General features: G+C 72.1%; 19 protein-coding genes. 7 read left to right on the forward strand and 12 right to left on the reverse strand.

Annotated features, from left to right (window positions below):
* Positions 1-12: 12 nt before the first annotated feature.
* From SJY14_RS06015 to SJY14_RS06040, 6 genes are read right to left on the reverse strand one after another with little or no spacing between them, the layout of a single operon-like run.
* On the reverse strand, positions 13-2,325 hold the full coding sequence (locus SJY14_RS06015; protein WP_396600069.1) for an FdhF/YdeP family oxidoreductase: 2,313 nt from the start codon (positions 2,323-2,325) through the stop codon (positions 13-15).
* The gene (gene fdhD, locus SJY14_RS06020; protein ID WP_396600070.1) at positions 2,322-3,299 is read right to left on the reverse strand and encodes a formate dehydrogenase accessory sulfurtransferase FdhD; all 978 of its coding nucleotides are present in this window, start codon (positions 3,297-3,299) and stop codon (positions 2,322-2,324) included. Before fdhD ends, SJY14_RS06015 begins: the two co-directional genes overlap by 4 nt.
* Positions 3,300-3,352: 53 nt before the next feature.
* Positions 3,353-4,525, reverse strand: a complete 1,173-nt coding sequence (locus SJY14_RS06025; RefSeq protein ID WP_396600071.1) for a molybdopterin molybdotransferase MoeA — start codon at positions 4,523-4,525, stop codon at positions 3,353-3,355.
* Positions 4,522-4,779, reverse strand: coding sequence for a DUF6457 domain-containing protein (locus SJY14_RS06030; protein ID WP_043596044.1), 258 nt, complete (start codon positions 4,777-4,779; stop codon positions 4,522-4,524). Before SJY14_RS06030 ends, SJY14_RS06025 begins: the two co-directional genes overlap by 4 nt.
* A 9-nt stretch (positions 4,780-4,788) precedes the next feature.
* On the reverse strand, positions 4,789-5,406 hold the full coding sequence (locus SJY14_RS06035; protein WP_071256906.1) for a molybdenum cofactor guanylyltransferase: 618 nt from the start codon (positions 5,404-5,406) through the stop codon (positions 4,789-4,791).
* A 2-nt stretch (positions 5,407-5,408) separates the two neighbouring features.
* A complete protein-coding gene (locus SJY14_RS06040; RefSeq protein ID WP_396600072.1) occupies positions 5,409-5,783 on the reverse strand; it encodes a DUF4180 domain-containing protein in 375 nt (124 codons plus the stop codon).
* A gap of 175 nt (positions 5,784-5,958) precedes the next feature.
* Between SJY14_RS06040 and SJY14_RS06045 the strand changes: the two genes are divergently transcribed.
* Positions 5,959-6,690, forward strand: a complete 732-nt coding sequence (locus SJY14_RS06045) for a hypothetical protein (protein ID WP_143048704.1) — start codon at positions 5,959-5,961, stop codon at positions 6,688-6,690.
* A gap of 71 nt (positions 6,691-6,761) precedes the next feature.
* Here SJY14_RS06045 and SJY14_RS06050 read toward each other — a convergent pair whose 3' ends face one another.
* Positions 6,762-7,868, reverse strand: coding sequence for a bifunctional methionine sulfoxide reductase B/A protein (locus tag SJY14_RS06050; RefSeq protein WP_396600073.1), 1,107 nt, complete (start codon positions 7,866-7,868; stop codon positions 6,762-6,764).
* Here SJY14_RS06050 and SJY14_RS06055 point away from each other — a divergent pair.
* Positions 7,867-9,483, forward strand: a complete 1,617-nt coding sequence (locus SJY14_RS06055; protein WP_396600074.1) for an ABC-F family ATP-binding cassette domain-containing protein — start codon at positions 7,867-7,869, stop codon at positions 9,481-9,483. The genes SJY14_RS06050 and SJY14_RS06055 overlap by 2 nt on opposite strands.
* Before the next feature lie 70 nt (positions 9,484-9,553).
* On the opposite strand, the gene SJY14_RS06060 is transcribed toward SJY14_RS06055, so the two are convergent.
* From SJY14_RS06060 to SJY14_RS06070, 3 genes are all read right to left on the reverse strand, one after another.
* Positions 9,554-10,480 carry a glycerophosphodiester phosphodiesterase family protein gene (locus SJY14_RS06060; RefSeq protein ID WP_071256794.1) on the reverse strand — a complete coding sequence of 309 codons (927 nt, stop codon included), beginning with the start codon at positions 10,478-10,480 and terminating at the stop codon, positions 9,554-9,556.
* Positions 10,481-10,551: 71 nt separating this feature from the next.
* The gene (locus tag SJY14_RS06065) at positions 10,552-12,213 is read right to left on the reverse strand and encodes an arabinogalactan endo-beta-1,4-galactanase (RefSeq protein ID WP_396600075.1); all 1,662 of its coding nucleotides are present in this window, start codon (positions 12,211-12,213) and stop codon (positions 10,552-10,554) included.
* 137 nt (positions 12,214-12,350) lie between these two features.
* Complete coding sequence (locus tag SJY14_RS06070) at positions 12,351-14,390, reverse strand: beta-galactosidase (protein WP_396600076.1); 2,040 nt, start codon at positions 14,388-14,390, stop codon at positions 12,351-12,353.
* Positions 14,391-14,584: 194 nt separating this feature from the next.
* On the opposite strand from SJY14_RS06070, the gene SJY14_RS06075 reads away from it, so the two are divergent.
* From SJY14_RS06075 to SJY14_RS06095, 5 genes are all read left to right on the forward strand, one after another.
* A complete protein-coding gene (locus SJY14_RS06075) occupies positions 14,585-15,892 on the forward strand; it encodes an ABC transporter substrate-binding protein (protein ID WP_396600077.1) in 1,308 nt (435 codons plus the stop codon).
* An 89-nt stretch (positions 15,893-15,981) separates the two neighbouring features.
* A complete protein-coding gene (locus SJY14_RS06080; RefSeq protein WP_396600078.1) occupies positions 15,982-16,992 on the forward strand; it encodes a carbohydrate ABC transporter permease in 1,011 nt (336 codons plus the stop codon).
* A gap of 2 nt (positions 16,993-16,994) precedes the next feature.
* On the forward strand, positions 16,995-17,951 hold the full coding sequence (locus tag SJY14_RS06085) for a carbohydrate ABC transporter permease (RefSeq protein WP_396600079.1): 957 nt from the start codon (positions 16,995-16,997) through the stop codon (positions 17,949-17,951).
* A 41-nt stretch (positions 17,952-17,992) separates the two neighbouring features.
* Positions 17,993-19,006 carry a LacI family DNA-binding transcriptional regulator gene (locus SJY14_RS06090; protein WP_055977293.1) on the forward strand — a complete coding sequence of 338 codons (1,014 nt, stop codon included), beginning with the start codon at positions 17,993-17,995 and terminating at the stop codon, positions 19,004-19,006.
* Positions 19,007-19,089: 83 nt separating this feature from the next.
* Positions 19,090-19,785, forward strand: a complete 696-nt coding sequence (locus tag SJY14_RS06095) for an SDR family NAD(P)-dependent oxidoreductase (protein ID WP_396600080.1) — start codon at positions 19,090-19,092, stop codon at positions 19,783-19,785.
* A gap of 21 nt (positions 19,786-19,806) precedes the next feature.
* Here the strand turns inward: SJY14_RS06095 and SJY14_RS06100 are convergent, their stop codons facing one another.
* Together SJY14_RS06100 and SJY14_RS06105 are read right to left on the reverse strand one after the other, a co-directional pair.
* Complete coding sequence (locus SJY14_RS06100) at positions 19,807-20,298, reverse strand: MarR family winged helix-turn-helix transcriptional regulator (RefSeq protein ID WP_396600081.1); 492 nt, start codon at positions 20,296-20,298, stop codon at positions 19,807-19,809.
* Between the two features lie 97 nt (positions 20,299-20,395).
* Positions 20,396-21,979: a hypothetical protein gene (locus SJY14_RS06105; RefSeq protein ID WP_396600082.1), complete on the reverse strand. Its 1,584-nt coding sequence runs from the start codon at positions 21,977-21,979 to the stop codon at positions 20,396-20,398.
* Position 21,980: the final 1 nt, after the last annotated feature.

Here is a 21,980-nt window from a genome sequence, read left to right on the forward strand (position 1 = left end):
GGCGGCCCCGTCTCAGACCCCGACCGGCACCGCCGCCGGCGTCACGCGCACCAGCACCGCCTTCGACACGGGCGTGTTGCTGCCGATCGCCGCGCTGTCGAGCGGCACGAGCACGTTCGCCTCGGGGAAGTACGCCGCGGCGCACCCTCGGGCCGTCGGGTAGGCGACGATGCGGTAGTCGCGCAGCACCCGCTCGACGTCGTCGGTCCAGACCGTCGCCACGTCGACCTTCTGGCCGTCGACGAGACCGAGGTCGTCCAGGTCGAGCGGGTTGACGAACACCACGTGCCGACCCTTCTTGATGCCGCGGTAGCGGTCGTTGAGGCTGTAGATCGTGGTGTTGTACTGGTCGTGCGAGCGCAGGGTCTGCAGCAGCAGCGTGCCCTCGGGGCGTTCGACGCGCTCGAGGTCGTTGACCGTGATGATCGCCTTGCCGGCCTTCGTCGCGAACGTCCGCGAGTCGCGCGGCCCGTTCGGCAGGACGAACCCGTCACGGCTGCGCACCCGCTCGCTGTAGCGCTCGAAGCCCGGCACGACGCGGCTGATGTGGTCGCGCAGCGTGTCGTAGTCGTCCTCGAAGCCCTGCCAGTCGATCTCGAGGTCGGCCCGGTCGCCGAGCGTCGCCTGCGCCAGACGGCTGACGATGGCGACCTCGCTGAGCAGGTCGGGCGCGACGGGCGGCACCTGGCCGTGGCTGCCGTGCACCGAGCAGACGGTGTCCTCGACCGAGACGAACTGCGGCCCGGCCTTCTGCACGTCGATCTCGGTGCGGCCGAGCGTCGGCAGGATGAGCGCCTCGGCTCCGACGACGGCGTGCGATCGGTTGAGCTTCGTGGACACCTGCACGGTCATGTCGGTGCCGCGCATCGCGGCCTCGGCGAGCTGGGTGTCCGAGATCGCGGCCACGAGGTTGCCGCCCATGCCCATCCAGAACTTGATCCGCCCCTCCTGCATGGCCTTGATGCCCTTGAGGGCGTCGACGCCGTGCTCGCGCGGCGGGTCGAAGCGGAACTCCTTCTGCAGGGCGTCGAGGAACTCGTCCGAGACCTGCTCCCAGATGCCCATCGTGCGGTCGCCCTGCACGTTGCTGTGCCCGCGGATCGGCGACGCCCCGGCACCCGGCTTGCCGATGTTGCCGCGGAGCAGCAGCAGGTTGACGATCTCCTTGATGGTGTCGACGGCCTTGCGGTGCTGCGTGATGCCCATCGCCCAGGTGATGATCACGCGGTCCGAGGACAGGTAGCGGTCGGCGAGCTCGTCGATCTCGGCGCGGTCGAGACCGGTCGCCAGCAGCACCTCGTCGTCGTCGACCTGCGCGATGTGCTCGCGGAAGGCCTCGAGGCCGACGGTGTGCTCGGCCAGGAACTCGTGGTCGAGCACCGTGCCGGGCGCGGCGTCCTCGGCCTCGAGGACGCGCTTGGCGACGGCCTGCAGCAGGGCCATGTCGCCGCCGAGCCGGATCTGCAGGAACTGGTCGGCGATCTCGGTGCCGCGACCCGCGACGCCGCGCGGCAGCTGCGGGTTCTTGTAGCGACGTAGGCCTGCCTCGGGCAGCGGGTTGACCGCGACGATCTTCGCCCCCTTGAGCTTGGCGTCCTCGAGCGCCGTCAGCATGCGCGGGTGGTTCGTGCCCGGGTTCTGCCCCAGGATGACGATCAGGTCGGCCTGCTCGAAGTCGTCGTACGCGATCGTCGACTTGCCGATGCCGACCACCTCGGCCATGGCGAGGCTCGTCGACTCGTGGCACATGTTCGAGCAGTCGGGCAGGTTGTTCGTGCCGAAGGCGCGCACGAACAGTTGGTAGGCGAAGGCGGCCTCGTTCGAGGTGCGGCCGGACGTGTAGAACGACGCCTCGTCCGGGCTGGCGAGCGACTTCAGCTTGTCGCCGATCAGGCGGAACGCCTCGTCCCACGACACCTCGCGGTAGTGGTCGCTGCCGGCCGGCTTGTGCACGGGCTTGGTGAGGCGGCCCTGCATGCCGAGCCAGTACTCGGTCTTGTCGAGCAGGTCGGTCACCGAGTGCTCGGCCCAGAACGTATCGGGCACGAGCACCGGGTTGGCCTCCCAGGTGACCGCCTTGGCGCCGTTCTCGCAGAACTCGGCCACCTTGCGATGGTTCGGGTCGGGCCAGGCGCAGCTCATGCAGTCGAAGCCGTCCTTCTGGTTCAGCGACGTCATGAGCTTGACGGTGCGGGCCAGCCCGAGCTGCTTGATGGCCGGGTCCATCGAGTGCAGCACGCCGGGTACGCCGGCGGCCCACTCGCGCGGGGGGCCGACCTCGATGTCGGCGTCGGTCACGTCGGAGACGGGTGGTTTCTCGGTCACGGTCTGGTTCCGATCGTCAGGGGCACGGGCGAGGAGGCGCGCGTCGCGCCACCGGGGGAGTCGGGGGAGGACGAGGAGGCGCGGGCCGCCTCGCCGGGGATGCTCGCGTCGGCCGCGGGCTCGGTCCCGTCGGGCTCGCCGAGCCGGTCGGGCCGTGAGTACACGACCATGGACCGACCGCGGAGGAACCCCACGATCGTGACGCCGAGCTCGGTTGCGAGGTCGACGGCGAGCGACGACGGCGCCGACACGGCGGCGAGCACCGGGATGCCGGCCATCGAGGCCTTCTGCGTGAGCTCGAACGAGGCGCGACCCGAGACCATCAGGACGGTCCCGGTCAACGGCAGCCGCGCCTCCTTGACGGCCCAGCCGACGACCTTGTCGACGGCGTTGTGCCGACCGACGTCCTCGCGCAGGACGAGCAGCTCGCCGGTGCGACCGTCGAAGAGGGCCGCGGCGTGCAGCCCGCCGGTCTTCTCGAAGACGTCCTGGCCCTCGCGGAGGCGGTCGGGGAAGGTCGCGAGCAGAGCCGGGTCGACGACGAGGGGGTCGTGCAGCACCTCGTGCTGCGACGTCGTCCGTACCGCGTCGATGGAGGCCTTGCCGCAGAGTCCGCACGAGCTCGTCGTGTAGAACGCCCGCTCGAGGCTCGGGTCGGGTGCGGGTACCCCGGGCGCGAGCGTGACGTCGAGCACGTTGTAGGTGTTGAGGCCCTCGGCCGTGGCCCCGGCGCAGTATCGGGCCGCGAAGAACTCGTCACCGGTCGAGATGACGGCCTCGGACACGAGGAACCCGGCGGCGAGATCGAAGTCGTGCCCGGGTGTGCGCATGGTGATGGCGAGCGACGTGCCGCCGACGCGGATCTCGAGCGGCTCCTCGACGGCGAGGGTGTCCATGGTCTTGCGGACGCCCGCCGTGCCGTCGTCGCCGACCGTGATGCGGGTCACCGGCTTGCGGGACGTGATGCGTGCCATGGGTCAGGTCTACCCCTCGAACCCCGGATCCGAAAGCCGACGAGGCGCGCGTCTCACCACGGCAGGCCGAGCGACGGGACGACGTCGCCCGCCCGCGCCCCGCCCTCGGGCACGATCAACAGCCCGTCGGCGTCGGCCAGGCCGCGCAGCATCGCGGACGACTGGCGCTCGGTCGGCACGGCACCGTCCGGCGTCAGCCGGTACGCCTGCACGAGCGCTCCGGCTCGGGGGTGGGCGACGTCGACGGCGAGCGTGACGGACCCGGGAGGCGCGGGTCGCCTGCCGAGGAGGCCGTCCACCACCGCGGTCCCCACGACCACGAGCCCCACGTAGGCGGCCATCGGGTTGCCCGGCAGGCACAGGTACAGCGTCTCGCCCCGCCGCGCGACGACCAGGGGCTGCCCCGGACGCATGGCGAGGCCGTCGACCACCAGCTCGGCGCCCAGCCGGTCGAGGGCTGCGCGGACGTGGTCGGTCGGGCCGTGCGCGGTGCCTCCCGTCGTCACCACGAGGCGACGGTCCGGACGGTCGAGCGCGGCGATCGTCGCGTCGAGGTCGTCCGGCACGCGCGTCGTGGTCGCGGGAGCGGCACCGAGGGAGTCGAGGAGGCGCGGCACCGGCACCGAGAACACGTCGCGGACCGTCCCGGGTCCGGGCACGCCCTCGGCCACGACCTCGTCGCCGAGCACGGCCAGGGCGACCGCCGGGCGCACGACGACGGACACGGCGTCGTGCCCGCCGAGGGCCAGCACGGCGACGCGCGGCGGGGTGAGGAGGGTGCCGGCGGCGATCAGGGCGTCGCCTCGATCGATCTCCTCCCCGGCCCGACGGACGTGCGACGGGCGGCGCGGATCGTCGTCGGCCGTGAGGACGTCGTCGGCCACGTGCCCGGACTCCGAGCGCAGCACACGGTCCGTCCCGGTCGGCACGACGGCCCCCGTGGTCACCGGCCGGGCGATCCCGGGGGGCAGGGGATCGGCACCGTCGGCGACTCGGCCCGCCACGATGGAGGGGCCGAGGCGCCACGGCCCCTCGCCCGTGACCGCCCAGCCGTCCATGGCCGAGACGTCGGAGCCGGGCACGCGCGCGAGGCTGGTCACGTCGTGGGCCAGCGTCCGGCCGGCGGACTCGGCCAGCGGGACGGTCTCGAGCGCCCGGGGCAGGGCCCGGGCGGCGGCGGCCGCCTCGGCGCGGGCGACCCGCCAGTCGGCCCGCCGGACCGTCACGCCGGGTCGGCCGTGGCGAGCGCGGTGGCGGTCGCGACCGCGCGGTCGAGCTCGGCCCGCGAGCCGCCGGCGAGTCCTGCGGCGTAACCGACCAGGAACGTCGTCAGCGGTGCGGCCGGGCGGGCGACGCCGTGCGCCGCGTCGCGGGCGAGGTCGAGCACCTCGGGGATGTCGACCACGAAGTCGTCGGGCAGGCCGAGCGCCCGGACGAGTCGTGCGGCCCAGGCGTCGAGTTCGGCAGGTGTGTCGGTCATGGTCGACACTCAACCAGTCGCGTCGGACTCGCGCCGGACGACACCCAGGCGGTCGGCGTCGTCCGCGGTGTCGACGTCGGCGCAGAGCTCGTCGGGCACGGGCACCTCGAGCAGGTCGAGCCCGTCGAGCAGACGGCGCAGCGAGAGGTCGGCGAGGGGGCCGTCGGCTCGCAGCGCCGCGAGTCGGGTCTCGAGAGCGCCGGTCCGGTAGAGCCCGAGCAGCGGCTGACGTCGCCCGCCCGAGTCGACCGCCAGCAGGCCGTCGCGGCGCTCGCCGTCGCCGTCGCCGTCGCCGGCGAGCAGGGCCTGCACCGCCTCGGGTGCCCGCGGCACGTCGCAGGCCAGTACGAGGGTCCACGGCGCCGCGTCCTCGACGACGTCGAGACCGGCCGCGAGGGCTGCCACCGGCCCGGACCGGGCGGGTTCCTCGCGGGTCAGCAGTGCCCCGGCGGGCGGCACCCGGCCGTCGCGCAGGCCGACCACGACGAGGGTGCGGGCGCCGACCGAGGCCTCGACGGCCCGGTCGAGCAATGTCGCGTCGCCGCTGGTGAACCCGGTCTTGTCGGCGCCCTGGACCCGGGAGGCGCGACCCCCCGCGAGCAGGACCGCGTCGAACTCGCGGCTCACGATCACCCGCGCGGTCCGGTCGCGGCGAGCCGGGCGGCCAGCGTGCCCTCGTCGGGGACGAACCAGACGTGCCGCCCGCGGTTGGACTCGCGCACCCAGTCACGGAACGCCGCGCTCGCCGCCTCGTGGCGTCCGACGTCGCCCAGCACCACCAACTGCAGGCGGTAGTTCACGAGCTTCTGGGCGAACTCGCCCGCCCGGCGGGTGCTCAGGTCGAAGAAGGCCGGGTCGAGACGGGAGACCGGCACGACGAGGACCGACGCGTCCGCCCCGAACGCCTCGCCCACGAGGTCGACGGCGTCCGTCTCGGTGGACAGTCGCGGCCCGGCCGAGTCGACGTGCAGGACGCGATGGGGGCCGTGGTCGTCGATGCGCATGCCCCAGGGTAGGCCGTCGAGGTGCGACGGCTCCTCGGTCGTCCGACCGGACATGATCCTGAGGTATTCTCGGAGTCATCCGCTCGACCGACGTGCCCTGGCGGCTGCGCGCCTAGCCTCGTCCTGCGGGCCACGGAGGCCCGGGCTCACGAAGGGGCCGACGAAGGGGTGGACGATGACGAGACCTGACGGCAGGACGACGGTCCTGGCGTGCCTGGCCACCGCGGGTGCGGTCGCGGCCTTGCTGGTCGGCTGCACGTCGACGACCGGTCCGGCGGACGCGACGAAGGACCCGGCATCCCGGCCCACCGCCACGGACACCGCCACGACGACCCCGGACCCCGCGGCCCCGTCGACGCCCACTCCGACGCCTGCTCCCACCTCGACGCCCGAGGCCCGCCCGGTGTCGATCCCGACGGACTGCACCGACATCGTCGACGCCGCGACCTACGCCGCCACCATGCGGGACGCCCCGCTGAACGATCCGGCCTATTTCGGAGGTCCGATGGGTTCGGTCACCCCCACCGCGCCTCCGGCCGACGCCGATCTCCGAGACGTCGTGGCCGCCGGCGACCGGCTGCGCTGTGGCTGGGCCGACGTGCGGGCCGACATCACGGGTCTGTTCGCGAACGTCGGCACGGTCGACGCCGAGACGGCCGCGGCCTATCCTGCCTGGCTCGCCGAGAAACGCGAACCCACCTCGGTGTTCTGGCTCGACGGTGTCGTCTACGACTGCTCCGAGGCGTACGGCGGCACGCTCTGCCAGTACGTCACCACCCACCCGATGTACGGCGTCGACATGGCCGACACCGTCCTGGTGCGCGACGACGTCGTCGTCACGGTCACCCAGCGCAACGTCCCGACGGACGACCTCATGGGCTCGATCGTCACGCGCCTCTGGGGCTGAGCGGCGACCCGACGCAGGAGGCGCGGTGCCGGTGGGTACCGGCACCGCGCCTCCTGAGGGCCTGACGGGCGTCAGCCCGCGGCGACCTGCTGGTCGCGCTTCGGCAGCACCCAGCCCGGGCGGACGAAGTGGCAGGTGTAGCCGAAGGGGTCCTTCTCGAGGTAGTCCTGGTGCTCTTCCTCGGCCTCCCAGAAGTCGCCCGCGGCGGTGACCTCGGTGACGACCTTGCCCGGCCAGATGCCCGACGCGTCGACGTCGGCGATGGTGTCGAGGGCCGTGGCACGCTGCTCGTCGTTCGTGTAGAAGATCGCCGAGCGGTAGCTGTCGCCGACGTCGTTGCCCTGGCGGTCCTTCGTCGACGGGTCGTGGATCTGGAAGAAGAACTCCAGGATCTCGCGGTACGAGGTCAGGCCCGGGTCGAAGACGATCTCGACGGCCTCGGCGTGACCGCGGTGGTTGCGGTAGGTCGCGTTCGGCACGCTGCCGCCCGAGTAGCCGACACGGGTCGAGACGATGCCCGGTCGGCGGCGCAGCAGCTGCTGGGCGCCCCAGAAGCAACCGCCGGCGAGGATCGCGGTCTCGGTCGTGCCGCTGGGGGCGGGGGTGGATTCGGGGGAGAAGAGCGTCATGTAGGCACCGTATCCTTCGGTTTCGAGTGAGGCGTAGGGGACGAAGCGGAGAGCCGCCGAGTTGATGCAGTAGCGCAGCCCGCCGGTGGCGGTGGGGCCGTCCCGGAAGACGTGGCCGAGGTGGCTGTCCCCGGCGGTGGAGCGCACCTCGGTGCGCTTGAAGAACAACCCCTCGCGCTTCTCGACGACGTGCTCGGCGTCGATGGGGCGCGTGAAGCTCGGCCAGCCGGTGCGGCTGTCGAACTTGTCGACCGAGGCGAACAGGGGCTCGCCCGAGACGACGTCGACGTAGATGCCCGCGTCCTTCGAGTCCCAGAACTCGTTGCGGAACGCGGGTTCGGTGCCGCCGCCCTGGGTCACGCGGCGCTGGGTCGAGGTGAGGCGGGCGACCGCCTCGGGGTCTTTCCGGTACTGGTTCGACATGATGCCTCCTGTTCGTCGACGTCGGTGCGATCGGATGGGGTCGGGTGCCCGCGGTCGCGTCGATGCCTCCGACGACAACAACCGGGCGGCGCCGGGTGTTCCGTCGGCCTGCGAGGATCGACGCATGAGCCTGATCCGACTGAACGACGTGACCGTGCGCTTCGACGGCACCCCGGTGGTGCGCGAGGCCTTCTTCCGCCTCGACGAGAAGGAGCGCGTGGGGATCGTCGGTCGCAACGGCAGCGGCAAGTCCACGCTGCTCAAGCTGATGCTCGACCAGGTGCAGCCCGACGAGGGCACGGTCACCCTCGAGCAGGGCGTGCGGGTGGGGTACTTCTCGCAGTTCTCCGAGCTCGACGGCACACAGACGATCGTCGAGGTGCTGACCGGACTCTTCGCCCACGAGCGGACGATCGAGGCCGACCTGGCGCAGATCGACGCCGACATCGCCGTGGTCGCGATGGACCCCGACGGCGGGGACGCCCTCGACCAGCTGATCCACCGGCAGTCCGAGCTGTTCGCCGAGATGGACCGGGTCGACGGCTGGGAGTACCCGCGCCGCATCGACACCGCCCTGAGCGTGCTCGGGTTCAGCGACGCGCACCGCACCAGCCCGATCGACGACCTCAGCGGTGGCTGGCGCAACCGGGCGGCCCTGGCGAAGATCGTCCTCGAGGACCCCGACGTGCTGCTGCTCGACGAGCCGACGAACTTCCTCGACGTGGCGGGAGTCGAGTGGCTCGAGTCCTGGTTCCGCGACTTCCACGGCGCGGCCGTCGTCGTGTCGCACGACCGCAGCTTCCTCGACGCGGTCGTCACCCGCATCGTCGAGGTCGAGAACTTCCACCTGCACGACTACCCGGGCGACTTCGCCGAGTACGTCGTGCAGAAGCAGTTCCGGTTGAAGAGCCTCGAGCAGCAGTTCGTGCACGAGTCCGAGCTGCTCGCGTTCGAGGCCGAGGGCATCTCGGACCGCCGCGACGCCGCGAAGGCCGCCAAGCGCCAGGACGGCGGCGACCTGCTCAAGCAGCTGGCCAAGGTGAAAAAGTCGCGGGCACCTCGCCCCGTCGACCAGATCATCACCGAGATCTACTCGGGGCTGCACGTCAAGGACGTCCTCTGCCGGGTCGACGGCCTCGGCAAGGCCCGCGACGACCGCACGCTCTTCGACGACCTCACCTTCGAGCTGCGCCGCGGCGACCGCCTGGTGATCACGGGGGCGAACGGCAGCGGGAAGAGCACGCTGCTGCGGGTGCTGACCGGCGAGGAACGCGCGGACGCCGGTCGGGCCGCCTGGGCGGGCGGGGTCAAGGTGGTCTCGTACGACCAGGTGTTGGCCGAACTCGACGACGACGACACCGTCACGCACTCGGTCAACGCGATGCCCGACAGCCTCGCCCTGACCGCGACGCGCAAGTCGGTCGGGCGGTTCCTCGCGATGTTCCAGTTCAGCGAGGCCGACCTCAAGAAGCGCATCGGCGCGCTCTCCGGTGGTCAGCGGGCCCGCGTCGCGATGGCGCAGTGCCTGCTCTCGGGTGCCTCGGTGCTGCTGCTCGACGAGCCCACCAACCACCTCGACGTGCCGAGCGCCCAGGTGATGGAGCGGGCGCTGCAGCACTTCCCCGGGGCGGTCGTCGTGGTCAGCCACGACCGGTTCTTCGCCGACAAGGTCGCCACCCGGCGTCTGGTGTTCGGGGCGGACGCCGAACGGCCCGAACGTGTGGCGGTAACCGCGGCCTGAGCCGCGGGACGCGGGGCGCGCGGACGACAGACGCGGGGCGCGGCGCGCGAGCCGCGGCGTGCGTCGGGGCTCAGCCCTCGGTCGTGAGCGGCCCGACGACCTCGGTGACGCCCGAGACGACGAGCCCGTCGGCGCCGTGGTCGAGGGCGGTGTGCGCCGCGTCGAGGTCGGGCACGATGTGGCCGTACACGGGCTTGCCGGTCGCCGCGAGGGTCGACCAGGTGGCGGCCGGGGCGGCCCAGTCGAGGCCGAGCAGGCTCCAGGAGCCGGAGGTGCGGGTCAGCAGCTCGGGATCGCCCGCCAGCTCGTCGGCGTAGTAGTACCCCCAGGTCTCGCATCCCCGCGCGGTGGCGAGGTCGCCCCACTCGGTCTGCGTGCAGTAGCCCTTGCCGACCAGGGTCTGCGTGAGGTCGGCCGTGCCGAGCTGGGTCCGCGCGATCTCGAACAGCTCGGGGTAGAAGTCGGCCCCGACGTACTTCGGGTCGACGAACAGGGCGTGGTCGCGGCCGAACTCGCGCACGATCTCGTCGAAGCGCGCGTAGGGCTGGTCCGACTGCCCGGGGTCGCTCGTCCCGGCCGCCGAGATGCGGTACCGCTGCACCTCGCTCCAGGTGTGCTCGGCGGCGACGAAGCCGGACGTGCCCGAGGTGCGGTCGAGGGTCTCGTCGTGCAGGCCGAACCACACTCCGTCCGAGGTGCGGGAGAGCGACATCTCGAGCGCGTCGACCCCGGCCGCGACCGACTGCCGGTAGGCGAACAGCGACATCTCGGGCCAGTCGCGTGATCCGCCGCGGTGCGCGACGGTGGCGGGACGCGCGGCCCGCAGGGCGTCGACCGGCCGAGGAGGCGCGGTCGGCGTGACCTGCGCCTCCCCGGTCACGCGCGCGGTCCGCAGGGCCACGCCCGCTCCCACGGCACCGAGGACGGCCACGCCGCCCACACCGAGCAACACGGTGCGTCGGTCGACGCGGGCTCGCGGACGCGGGGAGGAGGGCATGAGCCCATCTTGGGGGTCCCCGATCGCGGTCCGTGACGTGGCCGGCCGGGATCACCCGGCGTTCGCCCGGGTCAGTCGGCCGCGTACTCGTCGAGGGCGGGCAGGGGGCGTCCGTCGAAGTCCCACATGGCCTGGTTCTCCCACGCGTTCCCCGAGGTCGGGTCGTCCGGGTCCCAGCCGGCCCCGTCGACCGCCGTCCACGCGGGTTCCCAGGCGACGACGCCGATGCCGCGGCCACCGGGGGCCGACGCCACGACGTCCTGGATCGCCCGGAAGTTCGCGGCCTGGCCCTCGGGCGTCGCCGGGTAGCCGGCGACCAGCTGTGACGGGTCGACGACGACGTTCTCCCAGGTGTGGTCGGGATCGTCCTGGAGCGTCCACGGGTACGAGGTCTCGACGATCAGCACGTCGCGGTCGTAGCGTGCGGACAGCGTCGTGACCGCCTGCTGCATGCCCGACAGCCCGCCGTGCCAGTAGCCGTAGTACGAAAGGCCGATCAGGTCGAACGGCACACCGCGTGAGGTGGCCTCGTCGAACCACCAGGTCAGGCCGTCGATCCCGTTGTTGATGTTCGTCAGGTGCAGTACCACCCGGGTCGTCGGCGAGACCTCCTTCACCGCCGTCGCACCGGCCGTGAGGAACATCGCCAGGTTGTCCCATTGCGCGCCGCTGACGCCGTCGCTCGGGTCGACGTCCCAGGTCTGGCCCAGCGGCCAGACCATGCCGGGGTTGATCTCGTTGCCGACCTGCACGGCGTCCGCGGTGATGCCCTCGGTGGCCAGGGCGTCGAGCACGCTGCGGGTGTGGTCGTGGATCTTCGTGGCGACCTCGGGGGCGCTCAGCCCGAGCCACGCCTTCGGCATGGTCTGGGCGCCCGGGTCGGTCCAGCGGTCGCTGTAGTGGAAGTCCACCAGCAGCTGCATGCCCGCCGCCTTCACCCGGGCCGCCATGGCGACGACGTCGTCCTGGTCGTTGTAGCCGTCGGTCGGGTCGACCCAGACCTTCAGCCGCACCATGTTCGCCCCGTGGTCGGCGAGTTGCGTCACGGGGTCGGTGGGCCGTCCGGCGGCGTCGAGGTAGACGGCTCCGCGGTCCTCGTTGCGGGGCAGGCCCGAGAGGTCGGCGCCCCGCACGTCGCGGGTGGCACGACCGGGCGTGAAGGTCACGTCGTCCATGCTCGCCCAGGCCCCCGCGGCGCCCGACGTGGTGAGCGTCGGCGTGCACTGGCTGTGCGTCACCTCGGCCGAGACCGACAGGTGCAGCCAGCCGTCGTCGGACTCGGTCGAGGGGACGACCGTCGTGCCCGCGGCGTCCGTGCTCGAGCCGGTGCCGCACCCGGTCAACGAGAGCGTGCTCGTGGCCAGGCCGCCACCGCTCTTGACCCAGGCCGAGAAGGTCCACCACCCGGGCGTGACCTTCTTGAGCTTCTGGCTGGTCGTGGCCGTGCCGGCCGTCGACAGCACGTGCGTCAGGCGCGTGGCCGAGTCGTGCCCACCCGCCTCGAGCGTCGTGGTGCCCTTCCCCTTCGAGACCCAGCCCGCCGCGCCCTGCTCGAAGCCGGGGTCCTGCACGACGACCGGGCGGGAGGCCGGGCCGCCGGGGGCCGCGGTCGCGGGGGCGCCCGACAGCAGGCCGGCTCCCAAGGCTGCCGTGGCGAGGGCGGCGCCGACGACGAGACCGCGCCGGCCCCTCCGGTCGATGCGGGTCCGGGGTGTGGTGGTGGGTCGTGTCATCGCGTCGTCCTCCTTGACGATCGGTGTGGCGGGGTGCTGCGGGTGCGGGATGGGGCTCTCGACGGGTGGGGTGCAGGAGGCGCGGTGACGGTCCCGACGCCGGCACCGCGCCTCCTCGGGTCGCCTCGCGTCGCGGCTCAGCCGCGCGGGCGGCTCACGACGCGGACCGCCCCGGCGGGCACGGCGACGCGGCCGTCGACGGCGTCGCCGGTGATCAGCTCGGTGCCCCGACCGACCGCGACGTCGGTCGCGGCCTCGGCGTGGTTGACCAGGAAGGTGAAGTCGACGTCGTCCCCGCGGCGCACGACGACCTCGAGCCCGTCGGGCTGCTCGACCGGCAGCGGCACGCCGGCGTCGTCCAGCACCGACCGGACGAGCCCCTCGAGGTCGGCCCCCGTCGTGCGCGTCGAGACGTACCAGGCCGAACCGTCGCCGTGGGCGTGGCGGGTGACCGCCGGACCTCCCGCCGCCGGGCCGTCGACGTAGCTCGCGACCGCCTCGGCGCCTTCGAGCACGATGTCGTCGGACCAGCCGGTGCCGGTCGTGCCGTCGTCGAGCGTGACGACCTGGTCGGCGTACAGGGGCAGGAACTCGGGCACCGAGAGTCCGAGCACCTCGCGCAGGGCACCCGGTGCTCCGCCGGCGTGGACGGTGTCGTTCTCGTCGACCACGCCCGAGAAGTACGACGCGACGAAGGTGCCGCCCCCGTGGACGAACGCGCCGAGGGCGTCGGTGGTGTGCCGGTCGGCCAGGTACAGCGAGGGGGCGAGCACGAGGTCGTAACCCGACAGGTCGTCGTGCGGGTGACGGAAGTCCACCGTCACGCCGAGGTGCCAGAGGGCCGAGTACCAGGCGACGACGCGCTCGCGGTGCTGCAGCTCGACCGACGGGCGCCACTCGAGGTCGTGGGCCCAGAACGACTCGACGTCCCAGAGGATCGCGACCCGCGCCTCCACCCGGCTGCCGCGGACGGCCGCGAGGCGACCCAGGTCGGCGCCGAAGTCGACGACCTCGCGCCAGGTTCGGGTCGCGGTGCCGGCGTGCGGCAGCATCGCGGAGTGGAACTTCTCGGCGCCGTACCGTGACGCCCGGAACTGGAAGAACAGGATCGCGTCGGCGCCCCGGGCCAGGTGGCTCGCGGCGTTGCGGGCGAGTTCGCCCGGGCGCTTGGCGATGTTGCGGGGCTGCCAGTTGACGGCTGAGGTCGAGTGCTCCATGAGCATCCACGGCGCACCGCCGGCGAGCGACCGGGTGAGGTCGGCGTCCATGGCGAGCAGCACGTGGTTGTCGCGGCGCTCGGCCACGAGGTAGTGGTCGTTCGCGACGACGTCGACCTCGCGGGCCCATTTCCAGTAGTCGATCGAGGGGCAGTTGGTGGCCATGAAGTTCGTCGTGACCGGGAGGTGCGGTGCGTGTCGCTTGATCGCGTCGCGTTCGGCGGTGAAGCAGGCCAGCAGGGCGTCCGAGGTGAACCGGGCGAAGTCGAGCCGCGAGGTCTGGTTGACGACCGTGGCGGAGGTGCGCGGCACGTCGATCTCGTCCCACTCGCCGTAGGTCTGGCCCCAGAACCGGGTGCCCCAGGCCTCGTTGAGCGCGTCGAGGGTGACGTACTTCTCCTCGAGCCAGGTGCGGAAGGCGAGCACCGAGTGGGGGCCGTAGTCCTCGCTGATCGGGGCGCCGTACTCGTTGTGGACGTGCCAGAGCACGACCGCGGGGTGGTTCGCGTAGCGCTCGGCCAGCCGCTCGGTGATCGCGAGGGCCGCGCGACGGTAGTCGGGGCTGCTCGGGCTGACCATGCCGCGGGAGCCGCGGCCGAGGGTGACGCCGTCACGCGTGACCGGGTGGGAGTCGGGATAGGCCTTCCAGAACCAGGCCGGGGGGACGGTCGTCGGGGTGGCCAGGTCGACGTCGATGTCGGCGTCGTGCAGCAGGCCGAGGATGTCGTCGAGGAAGCCGAAGTCGTACTCGCCCTCGCGGGGCTCGAGGAGCGCCCACGAGAAGATGCCGACGCTGACCAGGTTGACGCCCGCCTGCTTCATCAAGGCGATGTCCTCGAGCCAGACCTCGCGCGGCCACTGCTCGGGGTTGTAGTCCCCGCCGTAGCGCAGGTCGGCGCGGCCGGGCAGCCAGGTCGTGGTGGCCTGGGGCGTGGGCCGGGCGTCGAGCTCGAGTGACATGCGGTGATCTCCTTTGACTGTGTGCGCTCCCAGTTGTAACACACCGGTATCGACTGTCGAAAGGGTCGGTATCGGTGTTGACAAGCCAAAAGGGCTGTGCGTAACTGTAACCGCTCACAGGCACAGCGACGTGGTTCTCCGAAGCCCGCGCTGTCCCGCCCCACCACAGCTCTTGCTTTCCTCAAGGAGGACGAATGCGCAGCTCATTCCGCCGTCTCGGTGTCGCCACGGTCGCGACCGCCGCCCTACTGCTCAGCGCCGGGTGCTCCGGCGCCGGGGGAGGCGCGGCCGACGACGGCCCCGTCGAGCTCAGCTACTGGGCCTGGGCCCCGAACCTCGACAAGGTCGTCGACCTCTGGAACCAGGACAACCCCGACATCCAGGTCACCGTCAACAAGCAGGACGGTGGCGACCCCGCCATCACCAAGCTGCTCACGGCCATCAAGGCCGGCAGCGGTGCTCCGGACCTGATCCAGGCCGAGTACCAGAAGATCCCGACGCTCGTGTCCTCGGACGCGCTCGCCGACATCTCGGACCAGGGTGCCGCCGACCTCGAGGGCGACTTCTCGGAGGGCACCTGGTCGTCGGTGACCCTCGGGGGCGACGGCGTCTACGCCATCCCGCAGGACTCTGGCCCGATGATGGCCTACTACCGCACCGACATCCTCGACCAGTACGGCCTGAGCGTCCCGACCACCTGGGACGAGTACGCCGACGTGGCCACGAAGCTCCACGCCGCCGACCCGTCGAAGTACCTCGGCACCTTCTCGGCCAACGACGCCGGCTGGTTCGCCGGGCTCACGCAGCAGGCCGGCGCCTCGTGGTGGTCGATCGACGGCGACAGCTGGGGCGTCGACATCGAGGGCGGCCCGACGGAGAAGGTCGCCTCGTACTGGGGCGGGCTCGTCGAGAGCGGCGCCATCGACAACAAGCCGATGTACACGCCCGAGTGGAACGCCGGTCTGAACGACGGCAGCCAGGTCGGCTGGATCAGCTCGGTCTGGGCCCCCGGCGTGCTGGGCGGCAACGCCCCCGACACCGCCGGCAAGTGGACCGCGGCGCCGCTGCCGCAGTGGGACGCCTCGAAGCCGGCGGACGGCAACTGGGGTGGCTCGACCACGGCCGTCACGACGCAGTCCGAGCACAAGGAGGCGGCGGTCGAGTTCGCGACCTGGCTCAACACCGACCCCACGGCCGTGGCGGCACTCGCCGACATCGCCGGCGTCTACCCGGCGGCGACCGACGCGGCGGCCGACGCCCTGACGACGAGCCCCGAGTTCTTCAGCCAGCAGGACGACTTCTACGACATCGCGGCCGAGGCCTCGGAGTCCGTGACGCCGTTCACGTACGGCCCCAACGTCAACGTGGCCTTCAGCGCCTACAACGACGAGTTCGCCAAGGCGGCCGACGCGAAGACGCAGGCGGCGTTCGAGGACGCCGTCGAGGCCATGCAGAAGATCACCGTCGACGACCTGACCAAGAGCGGCTTCTCGGTCAAGTAGCGACACCGGGTGGGGCGGCGAAAACCGCCCCACCCGCCGTCGTCACACCCGTCTTCCCCGTCACACCCGTCTCGACCCAAGGACCCGGCATGGCCGACACCCTCACCCCCCTCAGTCCCCGCACCGACGGTGCCGGCCCTCCGCCGTCGTCGACCGGTCGCGAGGCGCCCCGGCCCGCGACGCGCAAGGGCAACGGCAGCTTCCGCACGCGGGTGCTGACCCCCTACGCCATGCTCGCCCCCGGCATCGTGCTCTTCGTGCTGTTCATGGCGGCGCCGATCGTCTACACGCTGTTCCTCAGCTTCCAGAAGAAGCAGGTCGTCGGCCTCGGGCTCGGCTCGGGCGGCGAGACCCAGGTCTTCGCCGGTCTCGAGAACTACGTCGGTTCGCTCACCGACCCCGAGTTCGCCGCCAGTGTCGGGCGCGTCCTGCTCTACGGCGTCGTGCTGATCCCGTGCATGCTCGGCCTCGCGCTGCTCTTCGCCCTGCTGCTCGACTCGAAGCGCACCCGCGCCACGGCCTTCTCGCGCGTGTCGATCTTCATGCCCTACGCGGTGCCCGCCGTGATCAGTTCGCTGCTCTGGGGCTTCCTGTACCTGCCCGCCGTGAGCCCGTTCTACTACGTGTTCGACCGGCTGGGCTGGGACGTCGACGGCGTGCTCGGCTCGGGCACCGTGCTGTTCGCGATCGCCAACATCGCCCTGTGGGGCGGCGTCGGCTTCAACATGATCGTCATCTACACCTCGCTCAAGGCCGTGCCGACCGACGTCTACGAGGCCGCCCGCCTCGACGGCGCCAGCGAGGTGCAGATCGCCCTGCGCATCAAGATCCCGATGGTGGCTCCCGCGCTCGTCATGACCGCGCTCTTCTCGATGGTGGCCACCCTGCAGGTGTTCGCCGAGCCGACCACCCTGCGCCCGCTCACGAACAGCCTGTCGACCAGCTGGTCGCCGCTCATGCTCGTCTACCGCGACGCGTTCACCCGCGACGACATCTACTCGGCGGCGGCGACCTCGGTCGTCATCGCGCTCGCCACCTTCATCGTCAGCTTCTTCTTCCTCCGGGTCGTCCAGAAGCGCGCGTTCGGCCAGGAGGACTGACCATGACCACGATCGACCTCGACGGCTCCCGCGACGCGGCGGCACCGGTGCCCGACCCGACCCGCGCCTCCTCGACGGGCCGCCGAGCCTCGGGCAAGGTGCCGCGCGACCCGGCCGCCCCGCGCCTGCACGCCGAACGGCCGAGCATCGTCTCGACGGTGCTGCTGCTGATCGGTGCCGTCTACTGCCTGTTCCCGGTGCTCTGGGTCGTCATGGCCTCGACCAAGGACGGCGGCGAGCTCTTCTCGACCTTCACCCTGGCGCCGAGCGGTCACCTGCTCGACAACGTCGTCGCCCTCACGCAGTACCGCGACGGCCTGTTCTGGCGCTGGATGCTCAACACGGCCCTCTACGCCGGCATCGGCGCGATCGCGTCGACCTTCGTCTCGGCGCTCTCGGGCTACGTGCTCGCGAAGTTCGAGTTCCCGGGCAAGAAGGTCGTCTTCAACGTGCTGCTGATGGGCGTGCTCGTGCCCGGCGTCATCCTGGCGATCCCGCAGTACTTCCTGCTGGCGAACGTCGGCCTGACCAACACGTTCTGGGGCGTGCTGCTGCCGCAGATCATCAGCCCGTACGGCATCTACCTCGCCCGCATCTACGCCGCGGCCGCCGTGCCGACCGACGTGATCGAGGCCGCCCGCACCGAGGGAGCCCGTGAGATGGGCATCTTCGGTCGCATCGCGGTCCCGATGCTGCTGCCGGGGCTCGTGACGATCTTCCTGTTCCAGTTCGTCGCCATCTGGAACAACTTCATGCTGCCGTACATCATGCTGGGCGACGACTCGCTGTTCCCGTTGACGGTCGGCCTCAACGGCCTGCTCAACCAGGGGGCGTCGGCGCCGGCGCTCTACACGCTCGTCATCACCGGGGCGCTGCTGTCGGTCATCCCGCTGATCGCCATCTTCCTGGTCCTTCAGCGCTTCTGGAAGGTCGACCTCGCCGCCGGCGCGGTCAAGTAGTGCCGGCGGGCCCGGCGCCGGCGGCACCCTATGCTGGCCGCGTGAGCAGCGCGACGGGTCGGGGACGACCGACCATCGACGACGTCGCGACGGCGGCGGGCGTCTCGCGGGGCACCGTCTCGCGGGCGCTCAACGGCGGTCGCTGGGTCAGCCCCGAGGCGAAGACCGCCGTCGAGGCGGCCATCAAGGCCACCGGGTACCGCGTCAACCCGCATGCGCGCAGCCTCGCGACGAACCGCACCGGCTCGGTCGCCTTCCTGCTCACCGAGGACCACCAGCAGCTCTTCGAGGACCCCAACTTCTCGATCCTGCTGCGCGGGGCCGCCGCGGCCCTCGCCGACCGCGACGTCTCGCTCGTGCTGATCATGGCCGGGTCGCCGGCCGAGCAGCAGCGGGCGCTGGCGTACATCGGAGCCGGCCACGTCGACGGCGTCCTGCTCGTCTCGGCACACAGCGGCGGCCGCCTGCTGACCGACGTCGTCGAGTCGGGCGTGCCGGCGATCGCCTGTGGCATCCCGCTCGGACACGAGAAGAAGATGGGCTGGGTCGCCGCCGACGACCGTGAGGGTGCCCGCGAAATGGTGGCCTACCTCCGCGGTCTCGGGCGTCGCCGCATCGCCACGATCACCGGCCCCGCCGACACCCCCGGCGGCATCACCCGGCTCGAGGGCTACCGCGCCGAGCTGGGCGACGACCTCGACGAGTCGCTCGTGCGCCACGGAGACTACGGCCGTGAGAGCGGTCGCGTCGCGATGGCCTCGCTGCTCGCCGACCATCCCGACGTCGACGCCGTGTTCGCGGGCAACGACCGCATGGCCGCCGGGGCGATCGACGCCCTGCGGGCCGCCGGTCGTCGGGTGCCCGAGGACGTCGCCGTGGCCGGGTTCGACGACTCCCGCGTCGCGACCGAGACGACACCGGCGCTGACGACCATGCGTCAGCCGTTCGACCGCATCAGCAACGAGATGGTGCGCCTGCTGCTGCAGGTGATCGACGGCGAGAAGCCCGCCGCGATGACGCTGCCGACCGAGCTGGTGGTGCGCGCGTCCGCCTGACGCGACCCGCGCCTCCTGCGGTGCCCTCTCCTCCCGGCGACCTCACGCGCGACGTCACGGCCGGCGCGCGTAGGGTCGGCGACATGACCGATCTCGACGGAGCCGTGGTGCTCGTGGCCGGCGCGTCCGGCGGACTCGGCGTGCGCGTCGCCGCGATGCTCGAGGACGAGGGGGCCGTCGTCGTGCGCGCGGCGCGACGCCCGGACTCGCTGTCGGGGCCCGGCGCCTACCTCGCCGACCTGCGCGACCCCTCAGGAGGCGCGGCGCTGGTCCGTTCGGCCCTCGACGAACACGGACGCCTCGACGGCGTCGTGGTCGCCGCGGGCGTCGTCGCCTTCGGAGCGGCGAAGGACCTCGACGACGACACGCTCGACGAACTCGTCGCGACCAACGCACTCGGGCCGATCCGGTTGCTGCGTGATGCCCACGCGGCGCTCGCGCAGTCCGCCGTTGCCGGCCGGAAGCCGTTCGTCGTGACCATCAGTGGGGTCGTGTCCGAGGCGCCGACCGTCGGGATGGCCGCGTATTCGGCGTCGAAGGCGGCCCTGGCGGCCCTGGCGGCCTTCGTGTCGGCCGCCGGACGGGAGTACCGGCGCGACGGCATCCGCGTGCTCGACGCGCGCCCGGGGCACACGGACACCGGGCTCGCGACCCGGGCCGTGGCGGGGCAGGCCCCGTCGTTCGGCGCCGCCCTCGACCCGGACACGGTGGCCGAGCGCATCGTGCGTGCAATCGTCGACGGCGAGAAGGACCTGCCCGGCTCGGCCTTCTCGAGCTGAGTTCCGGGCGGCTCGACGCGGCTAGCTGAACTCGTCGCCGACCAGGCGCAACAGGTCGGCGAGCTGCGCCTGCTGGGCCGGCGAGAGGGAGTGCAACCTGGCGCTCTCGGCATCGACCAGGCTCAGCATGGCGGCATCGACCCGCGAGATGCCGTCGTCGGTCACGCGGACGAGCACGCCTCGGCCGTCGCTCGGGTCGCCGCGACGCTCGACCAGGCCGCGCTCGACCAGACGGTCGAGACGGTTGGTCATCGTGCCGCTCGTGACCATGGTCGCCGTGACCAGGTGCTTCGGGCTGAGCTGGAAGGGGTCACCGGCCCGACGCAAGGCCGAGAGCACGTCGAACTCCCAGATCTCGAGGCCCGCGTGGGCGAACGCCTCGCTGCGGATGCGGTCGAGGCGTCGCGACAGGCGGCGGAGGCGCGAGAAGACGTCGAGGGGTGCGAAGTCGATGTCGGGGCGCTCGCGAGCCCAGGCGTCGATGATCAGGTCGACTTCGTCGTTCGTGGCCACGGTGCTGCGTTCCCATCGGTCGGTTTCGGACTCCTCATCTTCGTCCACCTGCCGGTGAATCGTCCGCACGGGTCGCCGGGGCCACCTCGACGACGCGCTACTGGTAGGTCACGAGGTCGGGTGTGGGCGACACGTCCGCCATCGTCTGCTCGGGCGAGAGCATCGGGGCGTCCTCGTCGGAGAAGTTCTTCCAGCCCCAGGCGACCCCGGCCGGGGCCCCGTCGTGCAGCGTGCGCCAGGTGGCCTGCTTGTCGGGCTGCGAGCCCTGGCCGTCGGCGTGGATCAGCGTCGCCAGCTCGGGCCGGGTCGTGTCGATCGATGCCCGATCGCGCAGCATGTCGAGGCGGAACTGGTGCAGGACGAACATCTTCGGCGGCAGACCCTTCGACGCCACGAGGTCGGCCAGCCAGGTCGACACGGCGTTCACCTCGCCCGCCTCGACCCCGCCGATCTGCCGCAGCGGCACCTGGTCGGCCTCGAGGCGCCATTCGGGGTCGAGGGCCAACCCGACGTTCGGCCGCGACAGCAGCGACTCGTAGCGTTTCGCCTGGCTCAGGAAGTCGGCTCGCCCGGGCTGCAGGTCGATCACCACGTACTGGCCGGCGGCGGCGGCCGCGTCGACGTAGGGCTCGATGCTCTCGACCGACAGCTCGTTCGAGTAGTCGCCGTCGTCCCCGGCGGCACCGGCGGCGACGGTCGCGATGACCTCGAGCATCGGCACGACGGGCCGGTCGCTCGCCGCGTCGTAGCTCGCCGCGACGTCGGCGGCCCGCTGCACGGTCGCGGCGACGTCCTGCTCGCCGAGCACCCCGAGCGTCCCCGTGCCCGGCGCCCCGTAGAGCGCCACGAACCGCCGATCGGGGAAGAACCGCTGCCCGCCGCCGGGCAGCTGGGCACCGGATCGGGCCGCGGCGACCGACCACCCGGGGTCGCGCACGGTCGAGAACGAGGAGCCGATCAAGACCGTGTCGGTCGTCGTCGAGGCGTGCAGTGCGTCGATCGCCTCGCCGGACGCCTGCAGGTCGACGACCCCGTCGGGCAGCGCCTGCACCTCGGCACCCGCGGCTCGCGCGGTGGCCGTGGCCGCGACGTCGTCGGCCCCCGCCACGACGGCGAGGACGTCGTCGAGGGGCGTCGCCGCGTCGGGCACGTCGACCGAGGTGGCGCTGGTCGCCACCTCGACGCGCGCCCCGTCGACGGCCCCCACGTCGCCCACCGCCAGCACGGTCTCGACGCCGAGCCGATCGAGCTCGGCCGCCAGGACGGACGGCCCGGTCGACGAGTCGCCGTTCGACGTGCCGTCGGTCGACGTGTCGTCGGTCGGGGACCTGGTCGACGTTGCGGCCGGGGCGAGCAGCATCGGCACGCCGAGTCGCTCCGCCTCGTCGGCCGCCTCCGCCTGGCCTGCCTCGTCCCCGTCCGGCGCGACGACCGCCACCGGACTCGAGGCGAACATCGCCCGGCTGGCCTCGACGGCCCTCTCGGGGGCGGTGGCGGCGCCGACCACGGTGACCCGCGCCTCCTGCTCGTGGGTGACGAGGGCCGTGCGCCCGTCGGCGTCGTCGACCGACGTGGACGTGCAGCCGGCCGCGGTGAGCATGGCCATCGTGGCGAGCGACGCCGCCACGGTCAGGCGGACCGGTCGAGAGGTGACAGGGGAGCGGCGGGTACGGGAAAACACC

This window comes from Frigoribacterium sp. R86507, from assembly GCF_044597695.1.
Classification (GTDB): domain Bacteria; phylum Actinomycetota; class Actinomycetes; order Actinomycetales; family Microbacteriaceae; genus Frigoribacterium.

What these genes read in the sequence shown, in the direction of transcription:
- fdhD (WP_396600070.1), bottom strand. Translation starts at nt 3,299, where the DNA reads ATGGCACGCATCACGTCCCGCAAGCCGGTGACCCGCATCACGGTCGGC.
- SJY14_RS06030 (WP_043596044.1), bottom strand. Translation starts at nt 4,779, where the DNA reads ATGACCGACACACCTGCCGAACTCGACGCCTGGGCCGCACGACTCGTC.
- SJY14_RS06040 (WP_396600072.1), bottom strand. Translation starts at nt 5,783, where the DNA reads ATGCGCATCGACGACCACGGCCCCCATCGCGTCCTGCACGTCGACTCG.
- SJY14_RS06045 (WP_143048704.1), top strand. Translation starts at nt 5,959, where the DNA reads ATGACGAGACCTGACGGCAGGACGACGGTCCTGGCGTGCCTGGCCACC.
- SJY14_RS06055 (WP_396600074.1), top strand. Translation starts at nt 7,867, where the DNA reads ATGAGCCTGATCCGACTGAACGACGTGACCGTGCGCTTCGACGGCACC.
- SJY14_RS06050 (WP_396600073.1), bottom strand. Translation starts at nt 7,868, where the DNA reads ATGCGTCGATCCTCGCAGGCCGACGGAACACCCGGCGCCGCCCGGTTG.
- SJY14_RS06060 (WP_071256794.1), bottom strand. Translation starts at nt 10,480, where the DNA reads ATGCCCTCCTCCCCGCGTCCGCGAGCCCGCGTCGACCGACGCACCGTG.
- SJY14_RS06065 (WP_396600075.1), bottom strand. Translation starts at nt 12,213, where the DNA reads ATGACACGACCCACCACCACACCCCGGACCCGCATCGACCGGAGGGGC.
- SJY14_RS06070 (WP_396600076.1), bottom strand. Translation starts at nt 14,390, where the DNA reads ATGTCACTCGAGCTCGACGCCCGGCCCACGCCCCAGGCCACCACGACC.
- SJY14_RS06075 (WP_396600077.1), top strand. Translation starts at nt 14,585, where the DNA reads ATGCGCAGCTCATTCCGCCGTCTCGGTGTCGCCACGGTCGCGACCGCC.
- SJY14_RS06080 (WP_396600078.1), top strand. Translation starts at nt 15,982, where the DNA reads ATGGCCGACACCCTCACCCCCCTCAGTCCCCGCACCGACGGTGCCGGC.
- SJY14_RS06085 (WP_396600079.1), top strand. Translation starts at nt 16,995, where the DNA reads ATGACCACGATCGACCTCGACGGCTCCCGCGACGCGGCGGCACCGGTG.
- SJY14_RS06095 (WP_396600080.1), top strand. Translation starts at nt 19,090, where the DNA reads ATGACCGATCTCGACGGAGCCGTGGTGCTCGTGGCCGGCGCGTCCGGC.